The organism is Massilia litorea, assembly GCF_015101885.1.
Lineage (GTDB): Bacteria > Pseudomonadota > Gammaproteobacteria > Burkholderiales > Burkholderiaceae_D > Telluria > Telluria litorea.
Genome location: NZ_CP062941.1, coordinates 5076812 through 5100006, shown reverse-complemented (window position 1 = coordinate 5100006; position 23195 = coordinate 5076812). Strand labels below are relative to the sequence as shown.

Genomic DNA, 23195 nt, shown 5'->3' with positions numbered 1-23195 from the left:
TACCTTATTTTGCGGGGAACTCCATGGCTGAGGTAAATGCGACCCAAATGCGGGATGCGTTGGCGTGGGCTACAGATGAAAAAGACCAAGTCGAACCGAGCAAAAACCCTTTTGTATGGTTTTGGGAAGCTATCGAAGGGGACTTTAACGAAAACAGAACGACGTCCCAAATTTTGGTAGATGCCGGAATTTCGATGATCCCGCTCGTCGATCAGGTGTGCGACTTACGCGACCTTATCGCCAATTGTCGTAAGCTTTCGCGGGATCATAACGACATATGGAATTGGGTAGCACTCGCCTTGACGCTTATTGGGTTATTCCCGGCGCTCGGTTCGTTGGTAAAGGGTATCCTGAAAATATTCTTCGGTTTCGTCCGACGCGCTGGTGCAGACAAAATTCCGGACGCGGTCGATGCTGCAATGAGTTGGATTATTTCGTTTTTGCGTCGGCGCAAGGTGCAGGAATACTTAAAGACACATAAAGTCGACGACGTATTGAAATGGCTGGCAACTGAAATCAAAGCAGTCCGTGCGAAGATCAGCGTAGACGAGCTGACCTCGGCGTTTGATAGAGCAGTCCAGGTCGTCGAAGTAATGGTTCGCAAGGTTGAGTTTGTGCCGTTAATTGGCGGACGAGCAAAGGATGCCTTAGTTGAGGTAAAAAAGATTCGGATATTAGCTAACAGGTATCTTGCTCAAGCATTAAAGCCTATACAGGATGTCGTCGACACAGCGATTCTCCGGCTGGAGCGAGAGGCGCTACAGAGGCAAAAGGGGATTGTCGACGTACGAAACATTCATTACAGAGGCGCGTTACCTGAAGCAACGGCCATTTCGTTGATGCGAAATCCGCGTACACGGCCGAGTTGGCTCAACGATGGCTCAGCATTACGCTGGACGCAGGCAGACGCCGATGCATGGGCACCAGTTGTTGCAGCAAAAGTAAAAGACGGCTGGCCTCCACTGCAACCACATAACATCGAGTCATTTCATTCTCTAACCCATGCTGAGATCAAAGGCCCGGCGCGTCTTATTCGGATTCTTTCACCAAACAGTAGGGCGATGAGCGATTGCTGGATTAGCGAAAAAGTTTTTAACGACATACAAAACTCCCCTGACCCCGGGCTGCATGGCGCAAATTCCTTGCCGTATGGCCCGATTGGAACGTTAATGGACAATTTGTACTCTATGATATAAAGCCGGGCGATTCTCTAAAGGTGTGGCGGGGGCCGGCTTCCGGGCAGACGAAGGCTGGTCTCCCGGATAGTCATTTGGAAGGCGGTTGGGAACAAATAGTTTTTAATGTTGCACGAACCGATGCAAGAAACGACGTAATGCGTTATTACAAACTAAAAGGTGGCCAAAAAAACAGATTGCAAGACTCACTAACCCAAGCCGAGTACGGTAAGCTTAGTGATGAGCAAAAAAAGGCTTACGTTGCCATAAGGGATTCGATAACCCATCCAAATATTAGCGGTCCTTTCGACACGGGGTGGGGTTACACAGACTTCGAGGGCGCAGGGTTTTCAGGAAGGGTCGGCTTGCCGTCTTTGCCAGGACAGACTACGGCACCGCAGAAATGAGGCTGCCTGTTCGTCCTATAACGCTTATCATATTCTCAAATCAAAAATCATGACGACCAATTTTAGTCTTACTGCTTGGCAGAAGAAACAAGCAGCCTTGCTTTACTACTTTTCGTCTTTAGAATATCTCGTAGGGTTGAGGGATCGCTTGCGCGCTTTACGATCTTTCGCTGATGGGATACTTGACGTCAGTCGGCACGAAGGCCGCGATAGCAAGCTGCGAAGCGGTCAATGGGGCAACCGTAATACAAGCGAAAACTGGGAAAATAATGCTTGGCCATTCCTCGCAGATTTTCAGAGATCTGTTGCTGAAAATATCTCGAATCGTGTATCAAATATCTTTGGAAAGACCGCAGCACATCAATGTGCACGAGGTATTGCAGAGTTTTCGATGCATTGGAGTACGCCGGGCGAACAACAACATTTCGATAAAATGTTTGCAGAGTTATATCAATATGCCCGCTACATTGATCAAACAATGGATCGTACGAGCAGCGCAACGCGATGGACGGATTTTGGACTGTCGCTAGCTTGGCAAAATCACGCCACTCGTCTTTCCACGATTCCAAAGTTCGTTGCCAGACCTGATCTAACAGCTCACAGCGGCCAATTACCTCCAAGAACTGGCGTTTATGTTTCAATAGACGACTCCGAGGCAACCCTTCAGTTCGCGTGGACTGGTTCTCCGGACGGTAAGTTATTAGACGGCACCACGTTCAACAGAACGGGAAGAGCAGCAGCTGCTACAGTCGGCAGGGCCAAACTGTGGACCGATGGGGAAGCCATGCTCCGCTTCGTTCTGGACGACTTGTCAAACCCCGACTTATCGAAAGATCCGTTTTTCGAGGACTCACGGACACCTGAACTCGCACCAAGCTTGGTTGCACGAAATGCTTTCACCTCATGTTCATCACGCTGGTGTTACGTTGAGATCGTAAAAGATGAGTTCGAGCCAGCATCACTTGACGTAGAAGAAATGTCGCAGCAAACGGGGCGTTTCGAGGTTGGTCAGCACTGTACAAGAGAAGGGTTTTATTTTTCTCCCGCAGATGCGCATTCGCGGCGTCACTTTCAGCACGGCGAACAATTTCCATTGCTGCGATCCGAATATGGAAAGACGATATGGCAGTGGGATCAGGATCAAAATAAGTAAGGCCTTCCATCGCTAACCGGCTGAGCAGGAGCAAACCAACGCACTACTGCGCTCATCTACATGATCCGCTCTCAAGGAAACAATGGACGTCAACGATCATTTCCTTGTCTTAGGCCGCCCCGTTCCGTTGCGTTGCCAAGTGCCAGCTATTTGCGGATGCTATGCGCTCGCAAATGGCTGGATGGGGAGATTCGGAAAATTAATAGTCTTGTCGGGGTGTCAGTCCAGCGTAAACAAGTCCGTTAAGGGAATCATTTATGCAACAGAATCTAAATCCGCAGGAAATCTACCTTCTCGAACGCTACACATCCGTCGAGTACTTTTGCGAGCTTCGCGATACTTGGGAAGAAATGGTTAAGCACTTGGAGTCATGCCTCGGACGGTTCATGCAGAGGCTCCCGAAAAATTACCGTGCCAAACCCTTGCCAGAGCAGCCAGATGCGGTTTGGGGTAATCGAGTATTGCCAAATTTTCGGAACACGCTACAGGGACTGTACACTGGCTATATCCTATTGACGCATGGGGACCTTCGGGGGCTCAGCTATGCATGGGGACCCAAATCTGATTTCAAGGGCCAAATGGATTTCTGGGCGGGATGGATGGAGCGTGCGGATGAGAACGTGTATGGGGAATTTCTGCATAAAGCGGTCACACTTGCCAGCAATATTTGTCGAACCGAACGGGCTGGTTGGGGGCCATTCGACCTTGTAACTTACGACGAGCAGTGGGGACCTTTGAATCCGCCGGCACAGTGGCCGAGTTATCGAATACAAAGGGGGATATTTGTTGCAACCGGACAAAAGCTTGAGCGCAACGGAATTTATGTGCCCGACGTAGTATCAAGCTGTGCGGAATTTCTGTACATCGGATATGAAACGGCCCCCGCCGCAAAGGTGCATGTTGGCATGCGACCGCTCCTGGACCCGACAACGCGTGAGCAATATGCCGAGGAACCGATATTCGAGAATCGAGACTGTACCTGGTACCTGGTTGAACGCGTTCCGGATGAGGAGGGGGGGGCGCGGGATAATCCTACGCCAGCTACGCAGCATGCTCAGGTCCCGGCCGGTGAGGCCTGTCCCGAGACCGGTTTTTACTTCACGCCTGCCAAAACGGAATCTCGACGCCTATTCCACAAGGGCGAGATAATGCCGAGCTTAGACACCGACTACGGCCGTACGATTTGGCAATGGGATAACAATCAGGTCTCGTAGCCGTGCGGCAGCTGCGACTTCGTCTATCTGCAAGCCAGCGTACACCGCGCGCACGCCTTTTTGATCCAGCGCTAAAATGATCTGCTCACTTTATGTTGAGGAGGTCATCATGCTGCAAGCCAACGAAATCCAGCAACGCTACAGCCACCTGCAGCAGACCATCGGCGAAGCCGAGCAGGCCTGCAAGTCGTCGCAGGATACGCCGCCTGAGATGCGCGCCTGTATCGAGCGCATTTCGAGGGAGGTGAAGCAGGCGCGCGATGTGATGCAGTCGAACGATGAGGCACGCATCGTGCAATGCGTCGATAGTCTGGAAGACATGGGCGACGAAGCCAAGCGCATCAGCCGGTCGTCACCGCAGATGCCGGCGCACCTGGAAGCGGTCGTCACCCGCGTGCACGCCGAGCTGTCGGACTTCAAGCACAAGCTGCACTAAGCACGAACACCCGCAAGGCCGGCCGAGGCACGCGGCCGGCGGCGCGGGAGCAATCCATCACGCGGCGCCAAGGCCGCGTACCAAGCGGCAGTACTGCTTACACCACTCCGCGCGCGCGCAGCGCCGCAATCTCGTCGCCGCTCCGTTTCAGCACATCGCGCAGCACTTCGTCGGTGTGCTGGCCCAGCAGCGGCGGCGCCTTGTCGCTCGTCGCCGGCGTCGAGGACATCTTCATCGGGCTGCGCACCAGCGTCACCTTGCCGGCGCTCGGGTGCGCCAGCTCGACCGCCATGCCGCGCGCCCGTACCTGCTCGTTGGCGAAGACCTCGCCCACATCGTTGATCGGCCCGCAGGGCACGCCGACCGCTTCGAGCATTGCAATCCACTCGTTGCGGCTGCGCGTGGCGACCATCTCCGCCAGCAGCGGCACCAGCACGTCGCGATTGGCCACCCGCTGCGGATTGGTCGCGAAGCGCGGGTCGGCCGCCAGCTCGGGACGGCCGCCGGCTTCCACGAACTTCTGGTATTGGCCGTCGTTCCCGGCCGCGACGATGATGTGCCCATCCGAACAGGCAAAGGTTTGATACGGCACGATATTGGCGTGCGCATTGCCCCAGCGCTTGGGCGCCTTGCCGCTGGTGAGGTAGTTGCTGCCGACATTGGCCAGCATCGCCACTTGCGTATCGAGCAGGGCCATGTCGATGTACTGTCCTTCTCCCGTGCGGTCGCGGTGGGTCAGCGCAGCCAGCACCGCGATCGTGGCGTACATCCCGGTCATCAGGTCGGTCAGCGCCACGCCGGCCTTTTGCGGACCGCCGCCCGGCAGTTCGTCGCGCTCTCCGGTCACCGACATCAGGCCGCCCATGCCCTGGATCAGGAAGTCGTAGCCGGCGCGGTGGGCGTAGGGTCCGTCCTGGCCGAAGCCGGTGATCGAGCAGTAGACGAGGTCCGGCTTGACGGCTTTCAGCGACGCGTAGTCCAGCCCATAGCGCTTCAGTTGCCCGACCTTGTAATTCTCGAGGACCACGTCGGCCTCACGGGCCAGTTCGCGGATCAGGGCCTGGCCTTCGCTGCTGGCGATATCGACCGTCACCGAGCGCTTGCCGCGGTTGGCCGACAGGTAATAGGCCGCCTCTCCCGTGTCCTTGCCGTCCGCATCCTTCGCGTAGGGCGGGCCCCAGGCGCGCGTGTCGTCGCCGCAGCCGGGGCGCTCGATCTTGATCACATCGGCGCCGAGGTCGGCCAGGTTTTGCGAACACCAGGGGCCGGCCAGCACGCGCGACAAATCGAGCACGCGGATATGGCCCAGCGCCCTGGGCGCGCCCTTGAGATTGCCGGAATCGATCATGATGGTCTGAACAAGTTTGTCGAGCCGCGATTATAGCTGCCCCGCTCGACAGCCCGCGGGTGGGATGGCGTCACCCGCGGTGCCCCGGCTCCCGTAAACCCGCATCGTTGAGCTGCTCGGCAAACAGGTCGCGCTCGCGGTCGACGATGTCGTCCACCGTACGCTCGTCCAGCCCCATCGCTTCGAGCACGAAGGCCGACAGCTGCAGGCTCGCTTCCAGCGTTTCCGGCACCACGACCGTCGCGCCTGCGCGCTTGAGCGAACGTGCATGCCGCTCGTCGCGCGAGCGCACGAACAGCGGCACCTCGGCGAATTCGCGGCGGATCCCGCGCACCGCCTGCAGGGCCGAAGACGGATTGTCCATCGTCAGCACGATCGCCGGCGCCTGGTCGGCCTTCACGAGGCGCAGCAGTTCCGGGCGCGCCGCGTTGCCGAAGAAGACCGGGACGCCCTGCGCATGCAGCTTCGAGACCATGGTGGCGTTGTTTTCGAAAGCGACATACGGGATGTGCTGGGCGTCGAGCAGCTTGGCCAGCTGCTGCCCGACCCGGCCGAAGCCGGCGATGACGATCTTGCCGCGCGCCTCGGCCAGCGCCGTTTCGTCGTGCTGGGCCGCGCTCTCGCGGGCGGCACGTTCGCCGCGCTCGCCGATCATCCGTCCCAGGCGCGCCAGCAGCGGCGTGATGAACATCGACAGGCCGACGGCCAGCATCACGCGCGCGCCGAGGCCGGGGTCGAGCAGTTTGGCCGCCACCGCGTCGCCCAGTACGATGAAGGCAAACTCGCCGCCCTGGGCCAGCAGCAGGCCGCCCTCGGCCGCGCGCGTCCACGAAAAGCGTCCGGCGCGCAGCAGCAGCGTGACCACGAAAGCCTTGATCAGCACCAGCCCGCAGACGGCGCCGGCCAGCCACAGCGGCGCGTCGACCAGCTGGCGCAGGTCCATGCCCATCCCGACCGTCATGAAGAACAGGCCCATGAGCAGGCCCTTGAAGGGCTCGACCATCAGCTCGACCTCGTGCCGGAACTCGGTCTCGGCCAGCAGCAGGCCGGCGATCAGGGCGCCGAGCGCCATCGACAGGCCGGCGGCGTTCGACAGGCCGGCGATGCCGAAGGTGCTCAGCAGGATCAGCGCCATGAACACGTCCGGCTGGCGGTGACGCGCAAAGGCTTTGAACAGGGGATGGATGACGCGCCCGCCGACGAGATAGATCAGGGCGATCGCGCCGGCCGCTTTCGCCATCGTCAGCATCGCCAGTGTCGCGGCGCCGTCGCCGCCGCCGCGTGCCAGCACGCCGATCAGGACCAGGATCGGCACCACGGCCAGGTCCTGCAGCATCAGCACCGAAAACGCGGCCTGGCCGAGGCGGCTACCGGTGCTGTCTTGTGCGCTCATCAGCTGCATCACGACGGCGGTCGAGGAAAGCGAGAGTACGAGACCGAGGATGGCGGCCGTGGCGAAGGGCTGGCCGAGGAAATGAAGCGCGCCGCCGATCAGCGCCGCGCTGGCCAGCACCTGCACCGTGCCGCCGCCGAAGACCCAGGCGCGCATCGCCCACAGGCGCGCGGCCGAGAGTTCGAGGCCGATCATGAACATCAGGAACAGCACGCCGATTTCGGCCAGCATCGAGATGCCCTGGCCGCTGGGGAAGGTCAGCCAGGCGAGCCAGGGGAATTCGGCCGCATGCAGGCCGAGCCCGAACGGACCGACCAGGGCGCCGACCGCCAGGAAGCCCAGCACCTGGTTGATGCGCAGGCGCTGCAGGGTGGGGATGAGGATGCCGGCGAGGATCAGGAAAAGGATGATTTCCCGGAAAAACGGGAAAGCGTGTTGCTCTTGCACGGGTAACTGCCTTTGCGGTTGTCGGGTGACCTTGCCATTTTATAACGCGGCGCGTATCAGCCCCGTTATACCCAGAGCCGGTACATCCAGAAGGATTCGTCCTCGGCGAAGCGCTGGGCGAATTCGGTCGGCGCAAAACCGGTGATGCGCTTCGCGCTGCGGATCATGTGCGCCTGGTCGGTGAAGCCCTGGTCCTGCGCCAGCCCTGCCCAGTCGAAAGGCAGGCCGGCCTCGTAGCGCTCGCGCGCCGCGAAGAACAGGCCTTCGGTGCGCACGATCGATTGCCATTCGCGCAGCGACCTGCCGCTGAAGGATTTCACCCGGCGCTCGACGTGGCGCGGGCTGTGCACGCGCGCCCACTGGCTCGCCTGCCAGCCCAGGCGTTCGACCCAGTGCCGTCCCAGCTGCCGCAGCGACGGACGTTCCGAATCGCGGCCTTGCACGGCCTGCCAGCGGCGTGCCAGGTGGCGCTCCAGTACCCCCGGAACTTCCGCGTCCTCACTCGCCAGCAGCGCGTCCCACAGCGCGGCGAATTCCGGGCCGATCACCTCGCCGACAGGCGCGAAACGGTCCTGGATCGCCGCCAGGTCGAGGCCGAACAGCGCTTGCGCGGCGTCGGCCGTGAAGCAGGCGACATGGCCGCGTCCCGTCGTCGGCGACCAGCTCACCGTCGGATGCGCCTGGGTGCCGGAGACGACGACCGATGCGCCGAAGGGCGCCCAGGCCGGACCGTGCGGACCGGGCGTCACCAGGCCCACCTCCGCATCCCGGAACCAGGAAATGGTGACGAAGGGCGAGGCCGGGAAATGGGTCAGGCGCTGGGCATCGTCCAGGAGCAGAGCGCTGGTGTCGCGCGCGACCAGTGCGAGCAGTGCGCCCTGCAGGGACGCGGGCGCCAGGCGCAGCGATTCGCAAGGGACGCCACCCGCGCGCGCGGCGCGGGGAGCGCGCTCGAGCGGGGAGGGGCAGATTGGTGAGGTGAGGGGGCGGGCAGCCATGGAAACCAAGTATAACAACAAAATGCTGTCAAATTGTCATGCTGCGGATGTCGCTTTCGTACAAGACCCGTGTCAAGGGAAGGCCGAGAATCGATGGCATGAAACCTTCCACACCCTTCGAGTGCCCCCATCACGCCGCCCTGCGCGCGGCGTCTTCCGAACCTGCGCCGCAGCCGGCGGGCAGCTGGCCGCCCGGTCCGGCGCCCGGCCTCACCGGCTGGGGCCTGCTGCGCGCGATGTCGCGCGACCTGCTCGGCACGCTCGAAGGGTGGCGGCGCGCCCACGGCGACGTCGTGCACCTGCGGATCCGGCCCGAGCACCAGGTCGTGCTCACCGATCCCGCCCTGGTGCGCGAACTGCTGGTCGCCCAGCACGAGGGGCTGGTGCGCTGGGAGCGCGGCGTCCAGGTCATGGCGCAGCTGCATGGGCACAGCGTGCTGACGGCCGAAGGCCAGCCCTGGCGCGCCAGGCGCCAGGCCCTGCAGCCCAGCTTCACGCCGAAGGCGGTGCAGTCCTTCGTGCCCGACATCGCGGCAGCAAGCGGCAAGGCGCTGGCAGGATGGCGCGCGGACGGCGCGGCCTGGCCGATCGAACAGGCCTTTACGTCGCTCGGCATGGACATCATCCTGCGCACGATGTTTTCCAGCGAAATCGATGCCGACGCGCGCCTGGCCGAGCGTGCCGTGCACGAAGTCTCGGTCGCGGGCAACGCCGAAATGTACTGGCCGGCGAGCTGGCCCGACTGGATGCCGTGGAAGGCGTCCAAACGGCGCGCCATGAAGATGCTGCGCGGCCTGATCGAACGCCATGTGACCACGCGGCTGGCGCTGGCGCGCGATCTGTGGCCCGGCGATTTGCTGACGCGGCTTCTAATCCTGCACCTGGACGATCCTGACGCCTGGTCCTTGCAGGCGGTGCGCGACGAATGCATGACGGCCTTCCTTGCGGGCCACGAGACCGCGGCCGCCACGCTGACCTGGTGGTCCTGGTGCATGGCCGCCAACCCGGCGGCGCAGGCGGCCGCGCGCGCCGAGGTCGACGCCGTCCTCCGAGGACGGGACCCGGCCGCCGAAGACCTGCCCGCACTCGCCTGCCTGAAGCGCACCTTGCAGGAAACCCTGCGCCTGTATCCGGCCGCGCCGGTGCTCCTCAGCCGCCGTTCGACGGGAGCGATCGCGCTCGGCGGCTGGCGCTTTCCGGCGCGGACCATGTTCACGGTGCCGGTCGGCCTGATGCAGCGCGACGCGCGCTGGTTTCCTGAGCCGGACGCGTTCCGGCCCGAGCGCTTCGCCGACGACGCCGGGAAACAAATCCGCGGCGCCTACCTGCCCTTTGGTGCGGGGCCGCGCGTGTGCATCGGCCAGCACCTGGCGCTGGCCGAGATGACGGTGGTCGCGGCGATGTTCCTGCAGCGCTTCGAAGTGGCGGCGCCGGAAGGGATGGCGCCGCCCGAACCCGAGTTCCACATCACGCTGCGCCCGCGCGAGTCGCTCAAGCTGCTGCTGGCGAGGCGGGCGCCATGAAGACCGAACGCAGATTGCACCGCTTCGGCGCCGTCCTCGTTTCGATCTTCGTGCTGGCGCACCTGGCCAACCACCTGGCGGCGCTGGGCGGTATCGCCGCGCACCTGCGCTTCATGGAAACGGCGCGGCTGGTCTATCGCCAGCCGGTCGTCGAAAGTTTGCTGTTGTCTGGTGTCGTGCTGCAGGCGAGCAGCGGCCTGCGCCTGTTGGTATCAGGCTGGAAGAGGCGGCAGGGATGGCTCGCCTGGTTGCAGGCCGGGTCCGGCGCTTATCTGGCGCTGTTCCTGCTGATTCACGTGTCGGCGGTGCTGGCCGGGCGCACGCTGCTCGGCCTGGACACGAATGTCCACTTTGCCGCGGCAGGACTGCAGGCCTGGCCCTACAGCCTGTTTTTCGTGCCCTATTATGTCCTGGCCGTGCTGGCGGTGTTCGTTCACCTCGGCTGTGCACTGGCGCGCCGCGCGGGTCCGGCGCCGCGCAAGCGCGCGGCCGCCGTCGGCGTGCCCCTGTGCGTGGGAGCGGTCGTGTCGGTCCTGGTGGTTGCGGCCTTGATGGGCCGGCTCATTCCCTACGCGGTCCCACAGGAATACCGGAACACCTTCGGGGCGCAGGCGGACCTGCGCCCGTGAGCGTTCACCTGAGGTTCAGAACCCGCCGCGCACCGCTTCGGCCGGCGTCTCTTCCTGCTGGCGATGGCCGCTGGCCACAGGCACCCGCGTTTCCGCGGTCTTGACCAGTTCCTCGTACTCCGGATCGTGGACATTGCGCAGCTCGAGATAGCGGTCGAGCGCATTCTCCAGCTTCGGCAGCAGGACGCCGCGCTCGCTGTGCATGACGCTGTAGTTCGGACGCGCCGCGGTCAGGCCCATCGTGCCTGAAGATTGCGCGACCAGCGTGCCGGCATCGATGCCGGCCTTTTCCGCCGCCAGTTTCGCCAGCTCGAACCAGGTGACCGAGCCGCCGTTGTTCAGGTGCCAGACGCCGGATTCGCGGTCGATGGCGAGATCGAGGCAGGTGTGGACGAGATCGGGCACATAGGTCGGCGAGACGGTCATGTCGTCGGCCGCAACAAAAGTCTCGCCGCGCTCCAGCGCGTTCAGCGCCAGCGTGACGAAATTGTGCTTGTCCCAGGGACCAAAGAAGGCGCTGGTACGCACCACCAGGGCGCCCGGGTGTTGATCGAGCACGGCGGTTTCCGATTCGGCCTTGCTGCGGCCATAGACGTTCAGCGGCGTAACCGGATCGCTCTCGACGTATGGGGCTTCCTTGCGGCCATCGAACACCAGGTCGCTCGAGAAGGTAGTCAGGTGCACGCCGTGGCGGGAGCAGGCCTCGGCCAGGATCGCGGCGCCGTGTGTGTTGTCGCGCATGCAGCGCTCGACATCGCTCTCGGCATCGTCGACGCGCACATAGCCGCTGGTATTGATCAGGGCCCAGGGCTTGTGGTGGGCCAGCGCGCGTTCGACCGAGGCCGGGTCGGCGATGTCCATGTCGTGGCGCGACAGCAGTTTGTAGGCGAGGTTGCGCTTCTGGCAGATGCGGGCGAAGGCACGGCCCAGGGTGCCGGTAGCGCCCGTGATCAGGATCGGCGCGGCGCGGATGCCGGCCAGGCGCTGGGCGGGGGCCGGGATCGAGGTCAGGGCCGCCGGGGTAGCGACCGGGGTGCACAGGAAGCGGTCCGGACGGCGCCACCAGCCCTGGCCGCGCAGGACCGGGTTCGACAGCGGCTGGCCATTCGCCAGTTCGCGCATCATGGCAGCCAGCGCGGTCGGGCGCGGCATCGGCGAACGGACGTCGAACGGCCCCGGCTCGTAATAGCCGCGGTTCTGCGTGACCAGGCTGTTCCAGTCGAAGGAGCCGAGCAGCGACCAGACGGTGACGGCGCGCAGGTCTACACCGTTGGTGCGCGCCGTTTGCGCCGCCTGCCAGATCTCCAGCAGCCAGCGCAGCTGATCCTCGCGGTTGGCGTCGATATGGGCTTCGGTGATCGCCAGCGGCAGGCGGTAGCGCTCCCAGATTTCGGTGAGCAGCGGGCCGATGCCGGCCGTCGGCGTGGCCAGCGCGCGCGAAGCTTCAATGTCGGCGCAGGGGATGCCGTCGGCCATGCCGCGGTGGTGCTGCGGATAGCGCTCCGGACGGTGGTCGAGCCAGCGCTCGCTGGTCACGTAATAGTTCACGCCGATGATATCCGGCGGGCAGGTGTTGTCGCGGAACCAGAGCAGGTCGGCGACATCGACGCCGGTGCCCGTCAGGTATTTCCATAGTGGGTGTTCCGGGCCGACGGTGCCGCACAGCAGGTCCCAGGCCAGCCAGCGGCGCTCATTGTAGAACTCGGCGACATGGCTCAGCTCGGGCGTGCTGTAGGTCTTGCCGAGGTCGTCGGTCTGGACCAGCCTGGCGTTCGGATTTACCTTGCGGATGGCGCGCATGCAGAGCACGACGGCGCGGCACTGGATCAGCAGGGCCTGGATGAAACTTTTGTCGTCGCGCGCATGCGGGTACCAGACGCCGTACAGGCCGGCGAAGCGCGCGGTGGTGCAGGGTTCGTTGACGGGTGTGTAGTACTCGAGCCAGGGATAACGGGCGGCCACCGCGCCGGCGTACTCGGCCAGGCGTTCCGGGAAGGCGGGGTCGAGCAGGCTGGTATCGCGCGGGCCGCTGCCGTGGTGGATCAGGCCTGCGATCGGGGTGACGCCGGCTTCGCGCAGGAGCGGGAGGCGCTCGTCGGGCCAGCTCCAGTCGGCCTTGTCGATGCCGTCCGGGGCAGTGCGTTCCCACAGGATTGGATAGCGGATGGCGCGGATGCCGGTCGATGCGAAGCGCCCGATGTCACAGTTGCGCAGGGCGTGGCCGTTACGGTCCAATTGGCTGAAGTACTCGTCTTGCACGCGATTCACCGTGCATTCAAGGCCGCCCCAGAGTTCGAGCGCGTGAAAAAATTCTCCATGGCTGCGTTGCATCGTCTCGCCGTACGACTGTACTGTCTTCGACGATGCGCCTTGCCCTGGAGTTTTTTTCACACGCTCTTCGAGTGGGCGGGATTGGCTGTTCGGGCTCGTGTTATTCATGATTTCACCACTTATTAGAATTTTAACAACAAAAAACTTTTAGACGGTCGCCGAAAAGATAAAGTTCGGAATAATCGACTGTCTGATTTCGCCGCCGCTCGTGAAAAAAGATAAGCGCGTCCGGCACCTTCATGGTTGGCCGATGACGCTTCCCCCTCGTCGCGTCCGGCTCGACTTCCGGTTGACATTGCGCCGTCAACCTGCAAACATGCCATCCATGAAATTTCTCAACCCACATTCCTCGTTTGTCACCTGGTGGCGCCGCTGACGACGCGCGGCCCAGACGAGAAGATGTGACTCAAATGAACGCCGCCTCGATTCAGGTGGCGTTTTTTTTGGCGCGGCGGGATCGGGGCACACACAAGGAAAACCGATGAATTCCCCAGAGACCAAGACCCCCGCACCTGTCATCCTGACCGGCGACCGTCCGACCGGCCCGCTGCACCTCGGCCACTTCGTGGGCAGCCTGCGCAACCGTGTTGCCTACCAGAACGAGTACCGCCAGTTCATCATGCTGGCCGACGCCCAGGCGCTCACCGACAACATGGATGACACCGGCAAGGTACACCGGAATGTAGTCGAAGTGGCGCTCGATTACCTCGCCGTCGGGATCGACCCGAGCCAGTCGACGATCTTCATCCAGTCCCAGGTTCCGGAACTGGCCGAGTTGACATTCTATTATCTTAATCTCGTCACTGTCGCCCGTTTGGAGCGCAACCCGACTGTCAAGACGGAAATCGCGCTGCGTAATTTCGAGCGCGATATCCCAGCCGGCTTCCTGACTTACCCGGTCAGCCAGGCCTCCGACATCAGCGCCTTCAAGGCGACCCTGGTGCCGGTGGGCGAGGACCAGATCCCGATGATCGAGCAGTGCAACGAGATCGTGCGCCGCTTCAACCGCCTGGTCAATAAAGACATCCTGGTCGAGTGCAAGGCCCTGGTGCCGGAAATCGGCCGCCTGCCTGGCATCGACGGCAAGGCCAAGATGAGCAAGTCGCTGGGCAATACCATCAACCTGGGCGACAGCGAAGACCAGATCCGCGCCGCGGTGAAACAGGTCTACACGGATCCGCTGCACCTGAAGGTTTCGGACCCGGGCCACGTCGAAGGCAACGTCGCCTTCCTCTACCTGGACGCTTTCGATACCGACAAGGCGGCGCTGGAAGAGATGAAGGCGCATTACACGCGCGGCGGCCTGGGCGACAGCATCGTCAAGAAACGCCTGGACCTGGTGTTGCAGGAGATGCTGGCCCCGATCCGCGCCCGCCGCGAAGAGTTCGCGCAGGACAAGGGGCAGGTGCTGCAGATGCTCAAGGAAGGCACGATGAAGGCGCGTGAAGTGGCGGCCGGTACGGTCGACGAAGTACGCCGCGCGCTGGGACTGTCCTACTTCTGATTGTTTTGACACTGCGCGTCCTTGCGGTAACGGACGCGCAGGACTTCGGGGCGTGCCGTTCAACGCCCCCTCCGGTATCGCCCCACGCTCCCTCCACGTTTCGCGCTGGCTTCCTGTTTTGAGCCATGACAAGCTGCGTCCCGCGGCTTTGCCTGAGATCGCCGCTCATCGCGCGTTGATCGTAACGGGAGGAAAATATGAGCAAAGGATTGCGGCTGACCGAGAAATGGCTGCAGCGCGCGCTGTGGCTGGTGGCGTTTGCGTTCGCCAGCTTTCTCATCGGCCTGGGCGGCAAAATCGTCGACAACCTGGCCGACGTGGAACGGTCGCCCACCCTGGAACAGTTCATGGAACCGGCCCAGCTTGCCGCCGTGCGCCGGGACGAGGAAGACGCGGACCGGCGCCAGACACGCGCCAGCGAACGTTATGCGCAAGCCGTCGAAAAACACGGCGTGGCGCAGGCGAACACGAAGTCGGCCCGTGCCGGCTTCGACAACTGGGTCGCCACGCGCAGCGTGACCGCGCGACCCGACCAGGATGCCGAACTGATTGCCCGGACCAAGGCGCTCGAAACGCTGGAAGCCGACGAGCGGCGCGCCCTGGCTGCGGTGGAAGCGCAGCGCCAGGCCCTGCTCGACGCGACCCAGCAAGGCGAGCGCGCCACAAGGCGCCGGCACGAGCTCGAGCTGCCGGCCGAGTTCAGGCGCGACAAGGCGCTGCAGTCGCTGACCCTGCGCATCTTCGGCTACCGCCTGGCGCTGACCCTGCCGCTGCTGGTTGCCGCCGGCTGGCTGTTCAAGCACAAGAGAAAGAGTCCTTCCTGGCCTTTCGCCTGGGGTTTTATTTTTTTCGCCCTGTTTGCCTTCTTCTTCGAGCTGGTGCCCTACCTGCCGAGTTACGGCGGCTATGTGCGCTATATCGTGGGAATCATCGTCACTGTGGTGGCGGGGCGCTATGCGATCGCCGCCCTGCAGCGCTACCTGGCGCGCCAGAAGGAAAGCGAAGCCTTGCCGGATGTGCAGCGGCGCCGGACGCTGCGCTACGACACGGCGCTGGCCAGGCTCGGGAAGAGCGTGTGCCCGGGCTGCGAGCGGCCGGTCGACCTGAAAGACGGGAAAACGGATTACTGCCCGCACTGCGGCATCGGCCTGTTCGACCGGTGCGGCCGCTGCGCGGCGCGCAAGAATGCCTTCGGACGGTTCTGCTTTGCGTGCGGAACCGCCGCGAACACGTCCCTGGCTGACTGATTGCCGGCCCGTCGGGCCGGCGCGTCATCGATCAGTCTTTCAGGTCGGCCGGCACCTTGCCGCCGTTGGCGGCCAGCTTGTTCATCACCTGCTTGTGCAGCCAGATATTCATCGAGGCCGAATCGGAAGTGTCGCCGGTGTAGTGCAGTTCGGCGGCGAGTTCCTTGCGCGATTGTAGGCTGCTGTCGAGGTCGAGCAATTTGAGCAGGTCGACGATCGAGGTGCGCCAGTTCAGCTGCTGGCCCGACGCCTGCTGCTTCTGGGTCAGGATGGCTTCGACGTCGACCTGGTCCATTGCCGCGGGGGCGGGCGCTGCCTGCGGTGCAGCTTGAGGCTGGGCCTGCGGGGCCTGTGCCTGGGGCTGGGCTTGCGGTTGCGCCTGTGGCTGCGCCTGCGGCTGCTTGTTGGCCGCGTGCGAGGACGGGAAGATCTTGCTGAAGATATTGCTCAGAATGCCCATGTGATGCTCCTTTTGTTGTTGAGGGTGGTGTTGGAACCGTAATTAGCGACGCTGGATGCCTTGCGCCATGTGGCCGAGCGCGATGGCGAGCGCGGCCGCACCGAGGCCTTTGACGACGTTCGGATGCTGGGCGTAGAAATCGCCCATGCGCTCGACCACGCCAGGGTTCTCCTGTTCCGCCTTTTGGGCGATCTCTTGCACCTGTTCCGGCGAGAGCTGCGAAGCCTGTTCCGGCGTGATCTGCGGCTGGCCGCCAGTGGCGCCGCCGAGCAGGTTGCCCAGCATGCCGCCGATGCCGCCGAGGCCGCCGCCCATGCCGCCGCCCGCACCGCCGCGCCCGGCAAGCATGCCGAGGAGGGAAGGGCCGGCGGCCGCGATCAGCTGGTTCAGCATGCCGGCCTGCTGGTTCGGATTACTCTGGCCGAACATCTGGCCGACCATCTGCGGGAAGGGCGGGGTCTGGTCCGAGCGCAGCGCCTGGGTCACCCCCTGGGCCACCGTTTCGCGCGGAGCGGCCTGGGCAACACGGTCGAAGTCCTCTTCGGTACGGGCGCTGTCGGCACCGGCGGCGCCGCCCATGTATTGGTTCAACAGGTTTCCTAAATCAAAAGCCATGACAACCTCCTGCTTGGTTTTAACTACTGAGAGACAAGATGAAGGTCGAGGGTAGGGCGCATGCTTGCGCGATTCGGTACGGTATCGAACCGAGTGGCCATAAAACAGCCACATCGGTGCCGACTAGCAATTGCACGAGCGCCGCGCCAAGGCTAAGCTGACGAGATGCCTTATTTGCCCCTCTTTTTTGTTGCCCTGACGTATGCAGCGGCCCTGCTGTCCCGGCAGCTGTCCGCCGTGCCCGGGTATGGCCCGACATGACGACGCTGCCCGGCTCCTGGCGCTACCCGCGCGTGCTGGCCCACCGCGGCGGCGGCGTGCTGGCGCCGGAAAACACGCTGGCTGGACTGCGCGAGGGCATGCGCCGCGGCTACCGCGCCATCGAATACGACATCATGCTCGCGCGCGACGGCGTGCCGGTGGTGATGCACGACCCTTATCTTGGACGCACCGTGCTGGGCACCGGGAATGTCTTCGACTACGACGCGATTGAACTGGCGGCGATGGATGCCGGCAGCTGGTTCGCCCGTGAACACGAAGGCGAGCCGGTGCCGCTGTTCGTCGAGTTCGCGCAGTTCTGCAAGGCGCATGGGATCTGGATGAACATGGAGATCAAGCCGGCACCCGGGTACGACATCGAGACCGGCGGCACGGTGGCGCGCATCGCCGCTGCCCTGTTCGCCGACGAGATCGCGGCCGGCGACATGGCGGCGGTGCCGCTGCTGTCTTCCTTCAGCCACCTGGCTTTGGCGTCAGCGCGCGAGGTGGCGCCCGAGGTGCCGCGCGCCTGCCTGATGAGCGAATTGGCGCCGGATTGGGAGCGCCGCGCGCAATCGGTGGAGGCGATCGCCATCCACACCAACCACAAACACCTGACGCCGGCGCTGGCGCGCGAGGTGAGGGCGGCAGGCTACGGGCTGTTTTGCTATACGGTCAACGATCCTGTGCGCGCGCGCGAATTGCTGTCCTGGGGAGTCGAGGCGTTTTGCACCGACCGCATCGACCTGATCAAGCCGGATTTCGCCTGAAATCCCCCTCGGTGGGACGTTCCGCGAGCGTGTAAATAAAGTCAGCGCTGACTGATATAATCGTTGCTTTATCTACCGTACTGCGCTCTTTCCGCACCCACCAACATGAAATCTTCCGAAATTCGCGAAAAGTTCCTCAAGTTTTTTGAGTCCAAGGGCCATACGATCGTACGGTCCAGCCCCCTCGTGCCGGGCAACGATCCGACCATGTTGTTGACCAACAGCGGAATGGTGCAGTTCAAGGACGTCTTCCTCGGTCTCGATTCGCGCCCGTACTCGCGCGCGACCAGCGTGCAGCGCTGCGTTCGCGCCGGCGGCAAGCACAATGACCTGGAAAACGTCGGCTACACCGCGCGCCACCACACTTTCTTCGAGATGCTGGGTAACTTCAGCTTCGGCGATTACTTCAAGCGCGACGCCATCAACTACTGCTGGGAGCTGCTGACCAAGGTCTACATGCTGCCGGCCGAGAAGCTGACTGTCACCGTCTATTTCGAAGACGACGAAGCCTACGACATCTGGGCCAACGAAATCGGCGTGCCGAAAGAGCGCATCATCCGCATCGGCGACAACAAGGGCGCGCGCTACGCGTCGGACAACTTCTGGCAGATGGCCGACACCGGCCCTTGCGGTCCGTGCACCGAAGTGTTTTACGACCACGGCGCCGACATCTGGGGCGGTCCTCCGGGCTCGCCCGAGGAAGACGGCGACCGCTTCATCGAGATCTGGAACCTGGTGTTCATGCAGTTCAACCGCGACGAAGCGGGCGTGCTGACCCCGCTGCCGAAGCCGTCGATCGACACCGGCATGGGCCTGGAGCGCCTGGCCGCCGTGCTGCAGCACGTGCATAGCAACTACGAGATCGACCTGTTCCAGGCGCTGATCAAGGCAGCGGCGCGCGAAACCGGCGCGACCGACCTGGAAAACAATTCGCTGAAGGTGATCGCGGACCACATCCGCGCGGCCTCCTTCATGATCGTCGACGGCATCATCCCGAGCAGCGAAGGCCATGGCTATGTCCTGCGCCGCATCATCCGCCGCGCCCTGCGCCACGGCCACAAGCTGGGCCAGACCCGTCCGTTCTTCCACAAGCTGGTCGCCGACCTCGACGCCGAGATGGGCAGCGCCTATCCGGAACTGACGGAAGCCAAAGAGCGCGTCGCCCAGGTGCTGAAGGCCGAGGAAGAGCGCTTCGGCGAGACGCTGGAAAACGGCATGAAGATCCTCGAAGCGCAGCTGGCGAAAGATGCGAAGAACCTGGACGGCGCCACCGCCTTTACCCTGTACGACACCTACGGCTTCCCGCTCGACCTGACGGCCGACATCTGCCGCGAACGCGGCGTGACGCTCGACGAAGCCGGCTTCACCGCCGCCATGGAGCAGCAGAAGAAGACCGCGCGCGCCGCCGGCAAGTTCAAGATGGCCGCCAAGGTCGAATACGCAGGCGAGAAGACGAAGTTCGTCGGCTACGAATCGCTGGTGCACAACACCCACGTGCTGGCGCTGTATTCCGAAGGCGTCTCGGTGCAGGAACTGAAGGCCGGCCAGGAAGGCATCGTCGTGCTCGACACGACGCCGTTCTACGCCGAATCGGGCGGCCAGGTGGGCGACCACGGTTTGATCCGCGCAACTGGCGGTGAGTTCGAAGTCGAAGACACCCTGAAAATCCAGGCCGACGTCTTCGGCCACCACGGCGTGCTGCGCAGCGGTTCGCTGAAGATCGGCGACACCGTGGACGCCCAGGTCGACCAGGCCAAGCGTGCGCGCACCATCCGCAATCACTCCGCGACCCACCTGATGCACAAGGCGCTGCGCGAAGTCCTCGGTTCGCACGTCCAGCAAAAGGGTTCGCTGGTCGATCCGGATAAAACCCGTTTCGACTTCAGCCACAATGCACCGGTGACGCCCGAGCAGATCGCCCAGGTCGAGCAGATCGTGAACCGCGAGATCCTCGAAAACCATCCGACCCAGGCGCACCTGATGTCCTTCGACGACGCGGTGAAGCACGGCGCGATGGCGCTGTTCGGCGAGAAGTACGGCGACGAAGTGCGCGTGCTCGACATCGGCTCCTCGAAAGAGCTGTGCGGCGGCGTGCACGTGACCCGCACCGGCGACATCGGCCTGTTCAAGATCGTCTCCGAGAGCGGCGTCGCCGCCGGCATCCGCCGTATCGAGGCGGTGACGGGCGAGGGCGCGCTGGCGTGGGTACAACAAACCAACGCCAGGCTGCTGGCCGCCGCCTCGGCCCTGAAGACCGGCCCGGACGAACTGCCGTCGCGTATCGCCCAGGTGCAGGATCAGGTCAAGCTGCTGGAGAAGGAAGTCGCAGCGCTGAAGTCGAAGCTGGCGTCGGGCCAGGGCGACGAGCTGGTGAACCAGGCGGTCGACGTCAACGGCATCAAGGTGCTGGCGGCGACGATGGACGGCGCCGACGTCACGGGCCTGCGCGAGACCATGGACAAGCTCAAGGACAAGCTGGGCACGGCCGCTATCGTGCTGGCCAGCGTGCTTGATGGCAAGGTCAGCCTGATCGCCGGCGTGACCAAGGATGCGACCGGCAAAGTCAAAGCCGGCGAGCTGGTCAACTTCGTCGCCCAGCAGGTGGGCGGCAAGGGTGGCGGGCGTCCGGACATGGCGCAGGCCGGTGGTACCGATCCGTCGGGGCTGCCAAACGCGCTGGCCGCAGTCGCGGGCTGGGTCGGCGAACGCGCTTAAGCAACGCCTGGGTGGACGGTTTTTCCGTCCACCCAGGTTTCATCGGCATCGTTCCGGTGCGTCACTGTGCTGGAACGGTGCAAAAACGATCGCTCGATCGCACCTGAATTAACATTCCAGAAGTGCCGGAAAACCTTGGCGCCGTTGCCACATTCCGCATCGCACCGTGTGTGTACCCGGGGCATCCATCCTGCAGAATCCCCTCCGCCTCGTCAATTATTCCTCAGTCAAGCTTTCCTCAGCACATCTATTACGGTTGTGGCAATGCAACAATTCGTGACTATTTTGGTGCGGCGCGTCATAATCCGGGAATTGGAGTAGACTCCGAACCTAGTATCACCACCTAAGCAGGCATGCGATGAGCGACACGATTCTCGACACCGATACGATTCAATTCCAGAAGGACCTGGACGCGCGCGGCCTGAACTGCCCGCTTCCTATCCTGAAAGCCAAGAAGGCGCTGGCCGAAATGGCCACCGGCGAGGTGCTGCGCATCACGGCCACCGACACCGGTTCCGTGCGTGACTTCCAGGCTTTTGCCAAGCAGACCGGCAACGCGCTGCTGTCCCACTCGCACAGCAATGGCGAGTTCGTCTTCCTGATGCGCCGCAAGTAAGCGCCGTCCCGGCGGGGTGCTTGCTGTGCCCCCCGCCAGCTTCCCCTTTTGTTATACGAACGCACGTTTTGGAAGCATCCCTCTAGCCAAAAATCGCACGATCGTGCTTTAATTCAGCCTTGATTCTGTTTATCTCTTATAATCTAGGCCACTTTAGCCCCGTCTACCTTTTCATTTTTTCAAAGGCACACCTATGAAAGTCCTGGTACCCGTCAAACGCGTGGTCGACTATAACGTCAAGGTCCGCGTCAAGTCCGACGGCAGCGGCGTGGATATCGCCAACGTCAAGATGTCGATGAACCCGTTCGACGAAATCGCGCTCGAAGAAGCGACCCGTTTGAAGGAAGCCGGCAAGGTCACCGAAGTCGTGGCCGTCTCCGTCGGTGTGCCGCAGTGCCAGGAAACCCTGCGCACCGGCATGGCGATCGGCGCCGACCGCGGCATCCTGGTCGAAACCAACGGCGAAACCGAGCCGCTGGCCGTGGCCAAGATCATGAAGGCGCTGGCAGATAAAGAGCAGCCGCAGCTGATCATCCTGGGCAAGCAGGCGATCGACGACGATTCGAACCAGACCGGCCAGATGCTGGCGGCCCTGCTGGGCTGGCCGCAAGCGACCTTCGCCTCCAAGGTCGTGCTGGAAGACGGCAAGGTCACCGTGACGCGCGAAGTCGACGGCGGCCTGGAAACCGTTTCCTTGACCCTGCCGGCCATCGTCACCACCGACCTGCGTCTGAACGAGCCGCGCTACGTCACGCTGCCGAACATCATGAAGGCCAAGAAAAAGCCGCTGGAAACGATCAAGCCGGAAGACCTGGGCGTCGACGTCGCGAACCGCCTGAAGACCCTGAAGGTCGTCGAGCCGGCCAAGCGCTCGGCGGGCATCAAGGTGCCGGACGTCGCCACGCTGGTGCAGAAGCTGCGCACCGAAGCCAAAGTCATCTAATAAGGAAACATCATGGTCGCACTCGTTATTGCTGAACACGACAATGGCTCCCTCAAGGGCAGCACCCACCACACCGTGACCGCGGCCGCCCAGTGCGGCGGCGACGTCCACGTGCTGGTCGCCGGTTCCAACTGCGGCGCCGCCGCCGAAGCCGCCGCGCAGATCGCCGGCGTCTCGAAAGTGCTGGTCGCCGACGCGCCGTATTTCGCCGACGGCCTGGCCGAAAACGTGGCCGAGCAGATCCTGGCCATCGCCGGTTCGTACTCGCACATCCTGGCGCCGGCCACCGCCTACGGCAAGAACATCCTGCCGCGCGTCGCCGCCAAGCTGGACGTGGCCCAGATCTCGGAAATTACCAAGGTCGACTCCCCTGACACCTTCGAGCGTCCGATCTACGCCGGCAACGCCATCGCCACCGTGCAGTCGAGCGACGCGGTAAAAGTCATCACCGTGCGCGGCACCGGCTTCGATGCTGCCGCCGCTACCGGTGGTTCGGCTGCCGTCGAATCGATCGCTGCAGCAGCCGATTTCGGCAAGTCGGCTTTCGTGGGCCGCGAGCTGGCCAAGTCGGACCGTCCGGAACTGACCGCCGCGAAGATCATCGTCTCCGGCGGGCGCGGCATGGGCTCGGGCGACAACTTCAAGCTGCTCGAACCCCTGGCCGACAAGCTGGGCGCGGCCATGGGCGCCTCGCGCGCGGCCGTCGACGCCGGCTACGTGCCGAACGACTGGCAGGTCGGCCAGACCGGCAAGATCGTCGCACCAATGCTGTACATCGCCGTCGGCATTTCGGGCGCGATCCAGCACCTGGCCGGCATGAAGGACTCGAAGACCATCGTTGCCATCAACAAGGATCCGGAAGCGCCGATCTTCTCGGTGGCAGACTATGGCCTGGTGGGCGACCTGTTCGAAGTCATCCCTGAGCTGGTCAAGGAATTGGGCTGAATTTGATTGTTGGCCGCTGCGTATCACCGCGTGGGCACAAGTGCCCACCCTACGGTGCGCATCGGTTA

General features: G+C 63.1%; 19 protein-coding genes. 13 read left to right on the top strand and 6 right to left on the bottom strand.

The annotated features are described in order from the left end of the window. Nucleotides 1–23 precede the first annotated feature (23 nt). The 4 genes from LPB04_RS22895 to LPB04_RS22880 all read left to right on the top strand — a co-directional run bounded on the left by LPB04_RS22895 (nt 24) and on the right by LPB04_RS22880 (nt 4385). On the top strand, nt 24–1196 hold the full coding sequence (locus LPB04_RS22895; RefSeq protein WP_227496549.1) for a hypothetical protein: 1173 nt from the start codon (nt 24–26) through the stop codon (nt 1194–1196). Between the two features lie 435 nt (nt 1197–1631). Continuing rightward, complete coding sequence (locus tag LPB04_RS22890; RefSeq protein ID WP_193686719.1) at nt 1632–2735, top strand: hypothetical protein; 1104 nt, start codon at nt 1632–1634, stop codon at nt 2733–2735. A gap of 257 nt (nt 2736–2992) precedes the next feature. Next, nucleotides 2993–3949: a hypothetical protein gene (locus LPB04_RS22885; RefSeq protein WP_193686718.1), complete on the top strand. Its 957-nt coding sequence runs from the start codon at nt 2993–2995 to the stop codon at nt 3947–3949. A 109-nt stretch (nt 3950–4058) separates the two neighbouring features. Further along, a complete protein-coding gene (locus LPB04_RS22880) occupies nt 4059–4385 on the top strand; it encodes a hypothetical protein (protein ID WP_193686717.1) in 327 nt (108 codons plus the stop codon). Between the two features lie 97 nt (nt 4386–4482). On the opposite strand, the gene LPB04_RS22875 is transcribed toward LPB04_RS22880, so the two are convergent. The 3 genes from LPB04_RS22875 to LPB04_RS22865 all read right to left on the bottom strand — a co-directional run bounded on the left by LPB04_RS22875 (nt 4483) and on the right by LPB04_RS22865 (nt 8571). Then, nucleotides 4483–5733 (bottom strand): CaiB/BaiF CoA transferase family protein, encoded by a 1251-nt coding sequence (locus LPB04_RS22875; RefSeq protein ID WP_193686716.1) that lies wholly within the window; start codon nt 5731–5733, stop codon nt 4483–4485. A gap of 70 nt (nt 5734–5803) precedes the next feature. Further along, nucleotides 5804–7573, bottom strand: coding sequence for a cation:proton antiporter domain-containing protein (locus LPB04_RS22870; protein ID WP_193686715.1), 1770 nt, complete (start codon nt 7571–7573; stop codon nt 5804–5806). 65 nt (nt 7574–7638) lie between these two features. Beyond that, nucleotides 7639–8571 carry an AraC family transcriptional regulator gene (locus LPB04_RS22865; RefSeq protein WP_193686714.1) on the bottom strand — a complete coding sequence of 311 codons (933 nt, stop codon included), beginning with the start codon at nt 8569–8571 and terminating at the stop codon, nt 7639–7641. A 98-nt stretch (nt 8572–8669) separates the two neighbouring features. Here LPB04_RS22865 and LPB04_RS22860 point away from each other — a divergent pair, with 98 nt between their 5' ends. Next, nucleotides 8670–10094, top strand: coding sequence for a cytochrome P450 (locus LPB04_RS22860; RefSeq protein WP_193686713.1), 1425 nt, complete (start codon nt 8670–8672; stop codon nt 10092–10094). After that, nucleotides 10091–10723: a hypothetical protein gene (locus LPB04_RS22855; RefSeq protein ID WP_193686712.1), complete on the top strand. Its 633-nt coding sequence runs from the start codon at nt 10091–10093 to the stop codon at nt 10721–10723. Before LPB04_RS22860 ends, LPB04_RS22855 begins: the two co-directional genes overlap by 4 nt. A 15-nt stretch (nt 10724–10738) precedes the next feature. On the opposite strand, the gene LPB04_RS22850 is transcribed toward LPB04_RS22855, so the two are convergent. Further along, the gene (locus LPB04_RS22850; protein ID WP_193686711.1) at nt 10739–13054 is read right to left on the bottom strand and encodes a family 1 glycosylhydrolase; all 2316 of its coding nucleotides are present in this window, start codon (nt 13052–13054) and stop codon (nt 10739–10741) included. 481 nt (nt 13055–13535) lie between these two features. Between LPB04_RS22850 and trpS the strand changes: the two genes are divergently transcribed. After that, nucleotides 13536–14558 (top strand): tryptophan--tRNA ligase, encoded by a 1023-nt coding sequence (trpS, locus tag LPB04_RS22845; RefSeq protein ID WP_193686710.1) that lies wholly within the window; start codon nt 13536–13538, stop codon nt 14556–14558. Nucleotides 14559–14755: 197 nt separating this feature from the next. After that, on the top strand, nt 14756–15805 hold the full coding sequence (locus tag LPB04_RS22840) for a zinc ribbon domain-containing protein (RefSeq protein WP_193686709.1): 1050 nt from the start codon (nt 14756–14758) through the stop codon (nt 15803–15805). Between the two features lie 31 nt (nt 15806–15836). On the opposite strand, the gene LPB04_RS22835 is transcribed toward LPB04_RS22840, so the two are convergent. Beyond that, nucleotides 15837–16265 (bottom strand): DUF3597 domain-containing protein, encoded by a 429-nt coding sequence (locus LPB04_RS22835; RefSeq protein WP_193686708.1) that lies wholly within the window; start codon nt 16263–16265, stop codon nt 15837–15839. Between the two features lie 42 nt (nt 16266–16307). Continuing rightward, complete coding sequence (locus LPB04_RS22830) at nt 16308–16880, bottom strand: hypothetical protein (RefSeq protein WP_227496548.1); 573 nt, start codon at nt 16878–16880, stop codon at nt 16308–16310. Nucleotides 16881–17137: 257 nt separating this feature from the next. Between LPB04_RS22830 and ugpQ the strand changes: the two genes are divergently transcribed. The 5 genes from ugpQ to LPB04_RS22805 all read left to right on the top strand — a co-directional run bounded on the left by ugpQ (nt 17138) and on the right by LPB04_RS22805 (nt 23127). Continuing rightward, the gene (gene ugpQ, locus LPB04_RS22825) at nt 17138–17908 is read left to right on the top strand and encodes a glycerophosphodiester phosphodiesterase (RefSeq protein WP_193686707.1); all 771 of its coding nucleotides are present in this window, start codon (nt 17138–17140) and stop codon (nt 17906–17908) included. A 105-nt stretch (nt 17909–18013) separates the two neighbouring features. Beyond that, nucleotides 18014–20623: an alanine--tRNA ligase gene (gene alaS / locus LPB04_RS22820; protein WP_193686706.1), complete on the top strand. Its 2610-nt coding sequence runs from the start codon at nt 18014–18016 to the stop codon at nt 20621–20623. Between the two features lie 358 nt (nt 20624–20981). Next, on the top strand, nt 20982–21239 hold the full coding sequence (locus tag LPB04_RS22815) for a sulfurtransferase TusA family protein (RefSeq protein ID WP_193686705.1): 258 nt from the start codon (nt 20982–20984) through the stop codon (nt 21237–21239). A 193-nt stretch (nt 21240–21432) separates the two neighbouring features. Then, nucleotides 21433–22182, top strand: coding sequence for an electron transfer flavoprotein subunit beta/FixA family protein (locus LPB04_RS22810; protein ID WP_193686704.1), 750 nt, complete (start codon nt 21433–21435; stop codon nt 22180–22182). Between the two features lie 12 nt (nt 22183–22194). Further along, the gene (locus tag LPB04_RS22805) at nt 22195–23127 is read left to right on the top strand and encodes an electron transfer flavoprotein subunit alpha/FixB family protein (protein WP_193686703.1); all 933 of its coding nucleotides are present in this window, start codon (nt 22195–22197) and stop codon (nt 23125–23127) included. Nucleotides 23128–23195: the final 68 nt, after the last annotated feature.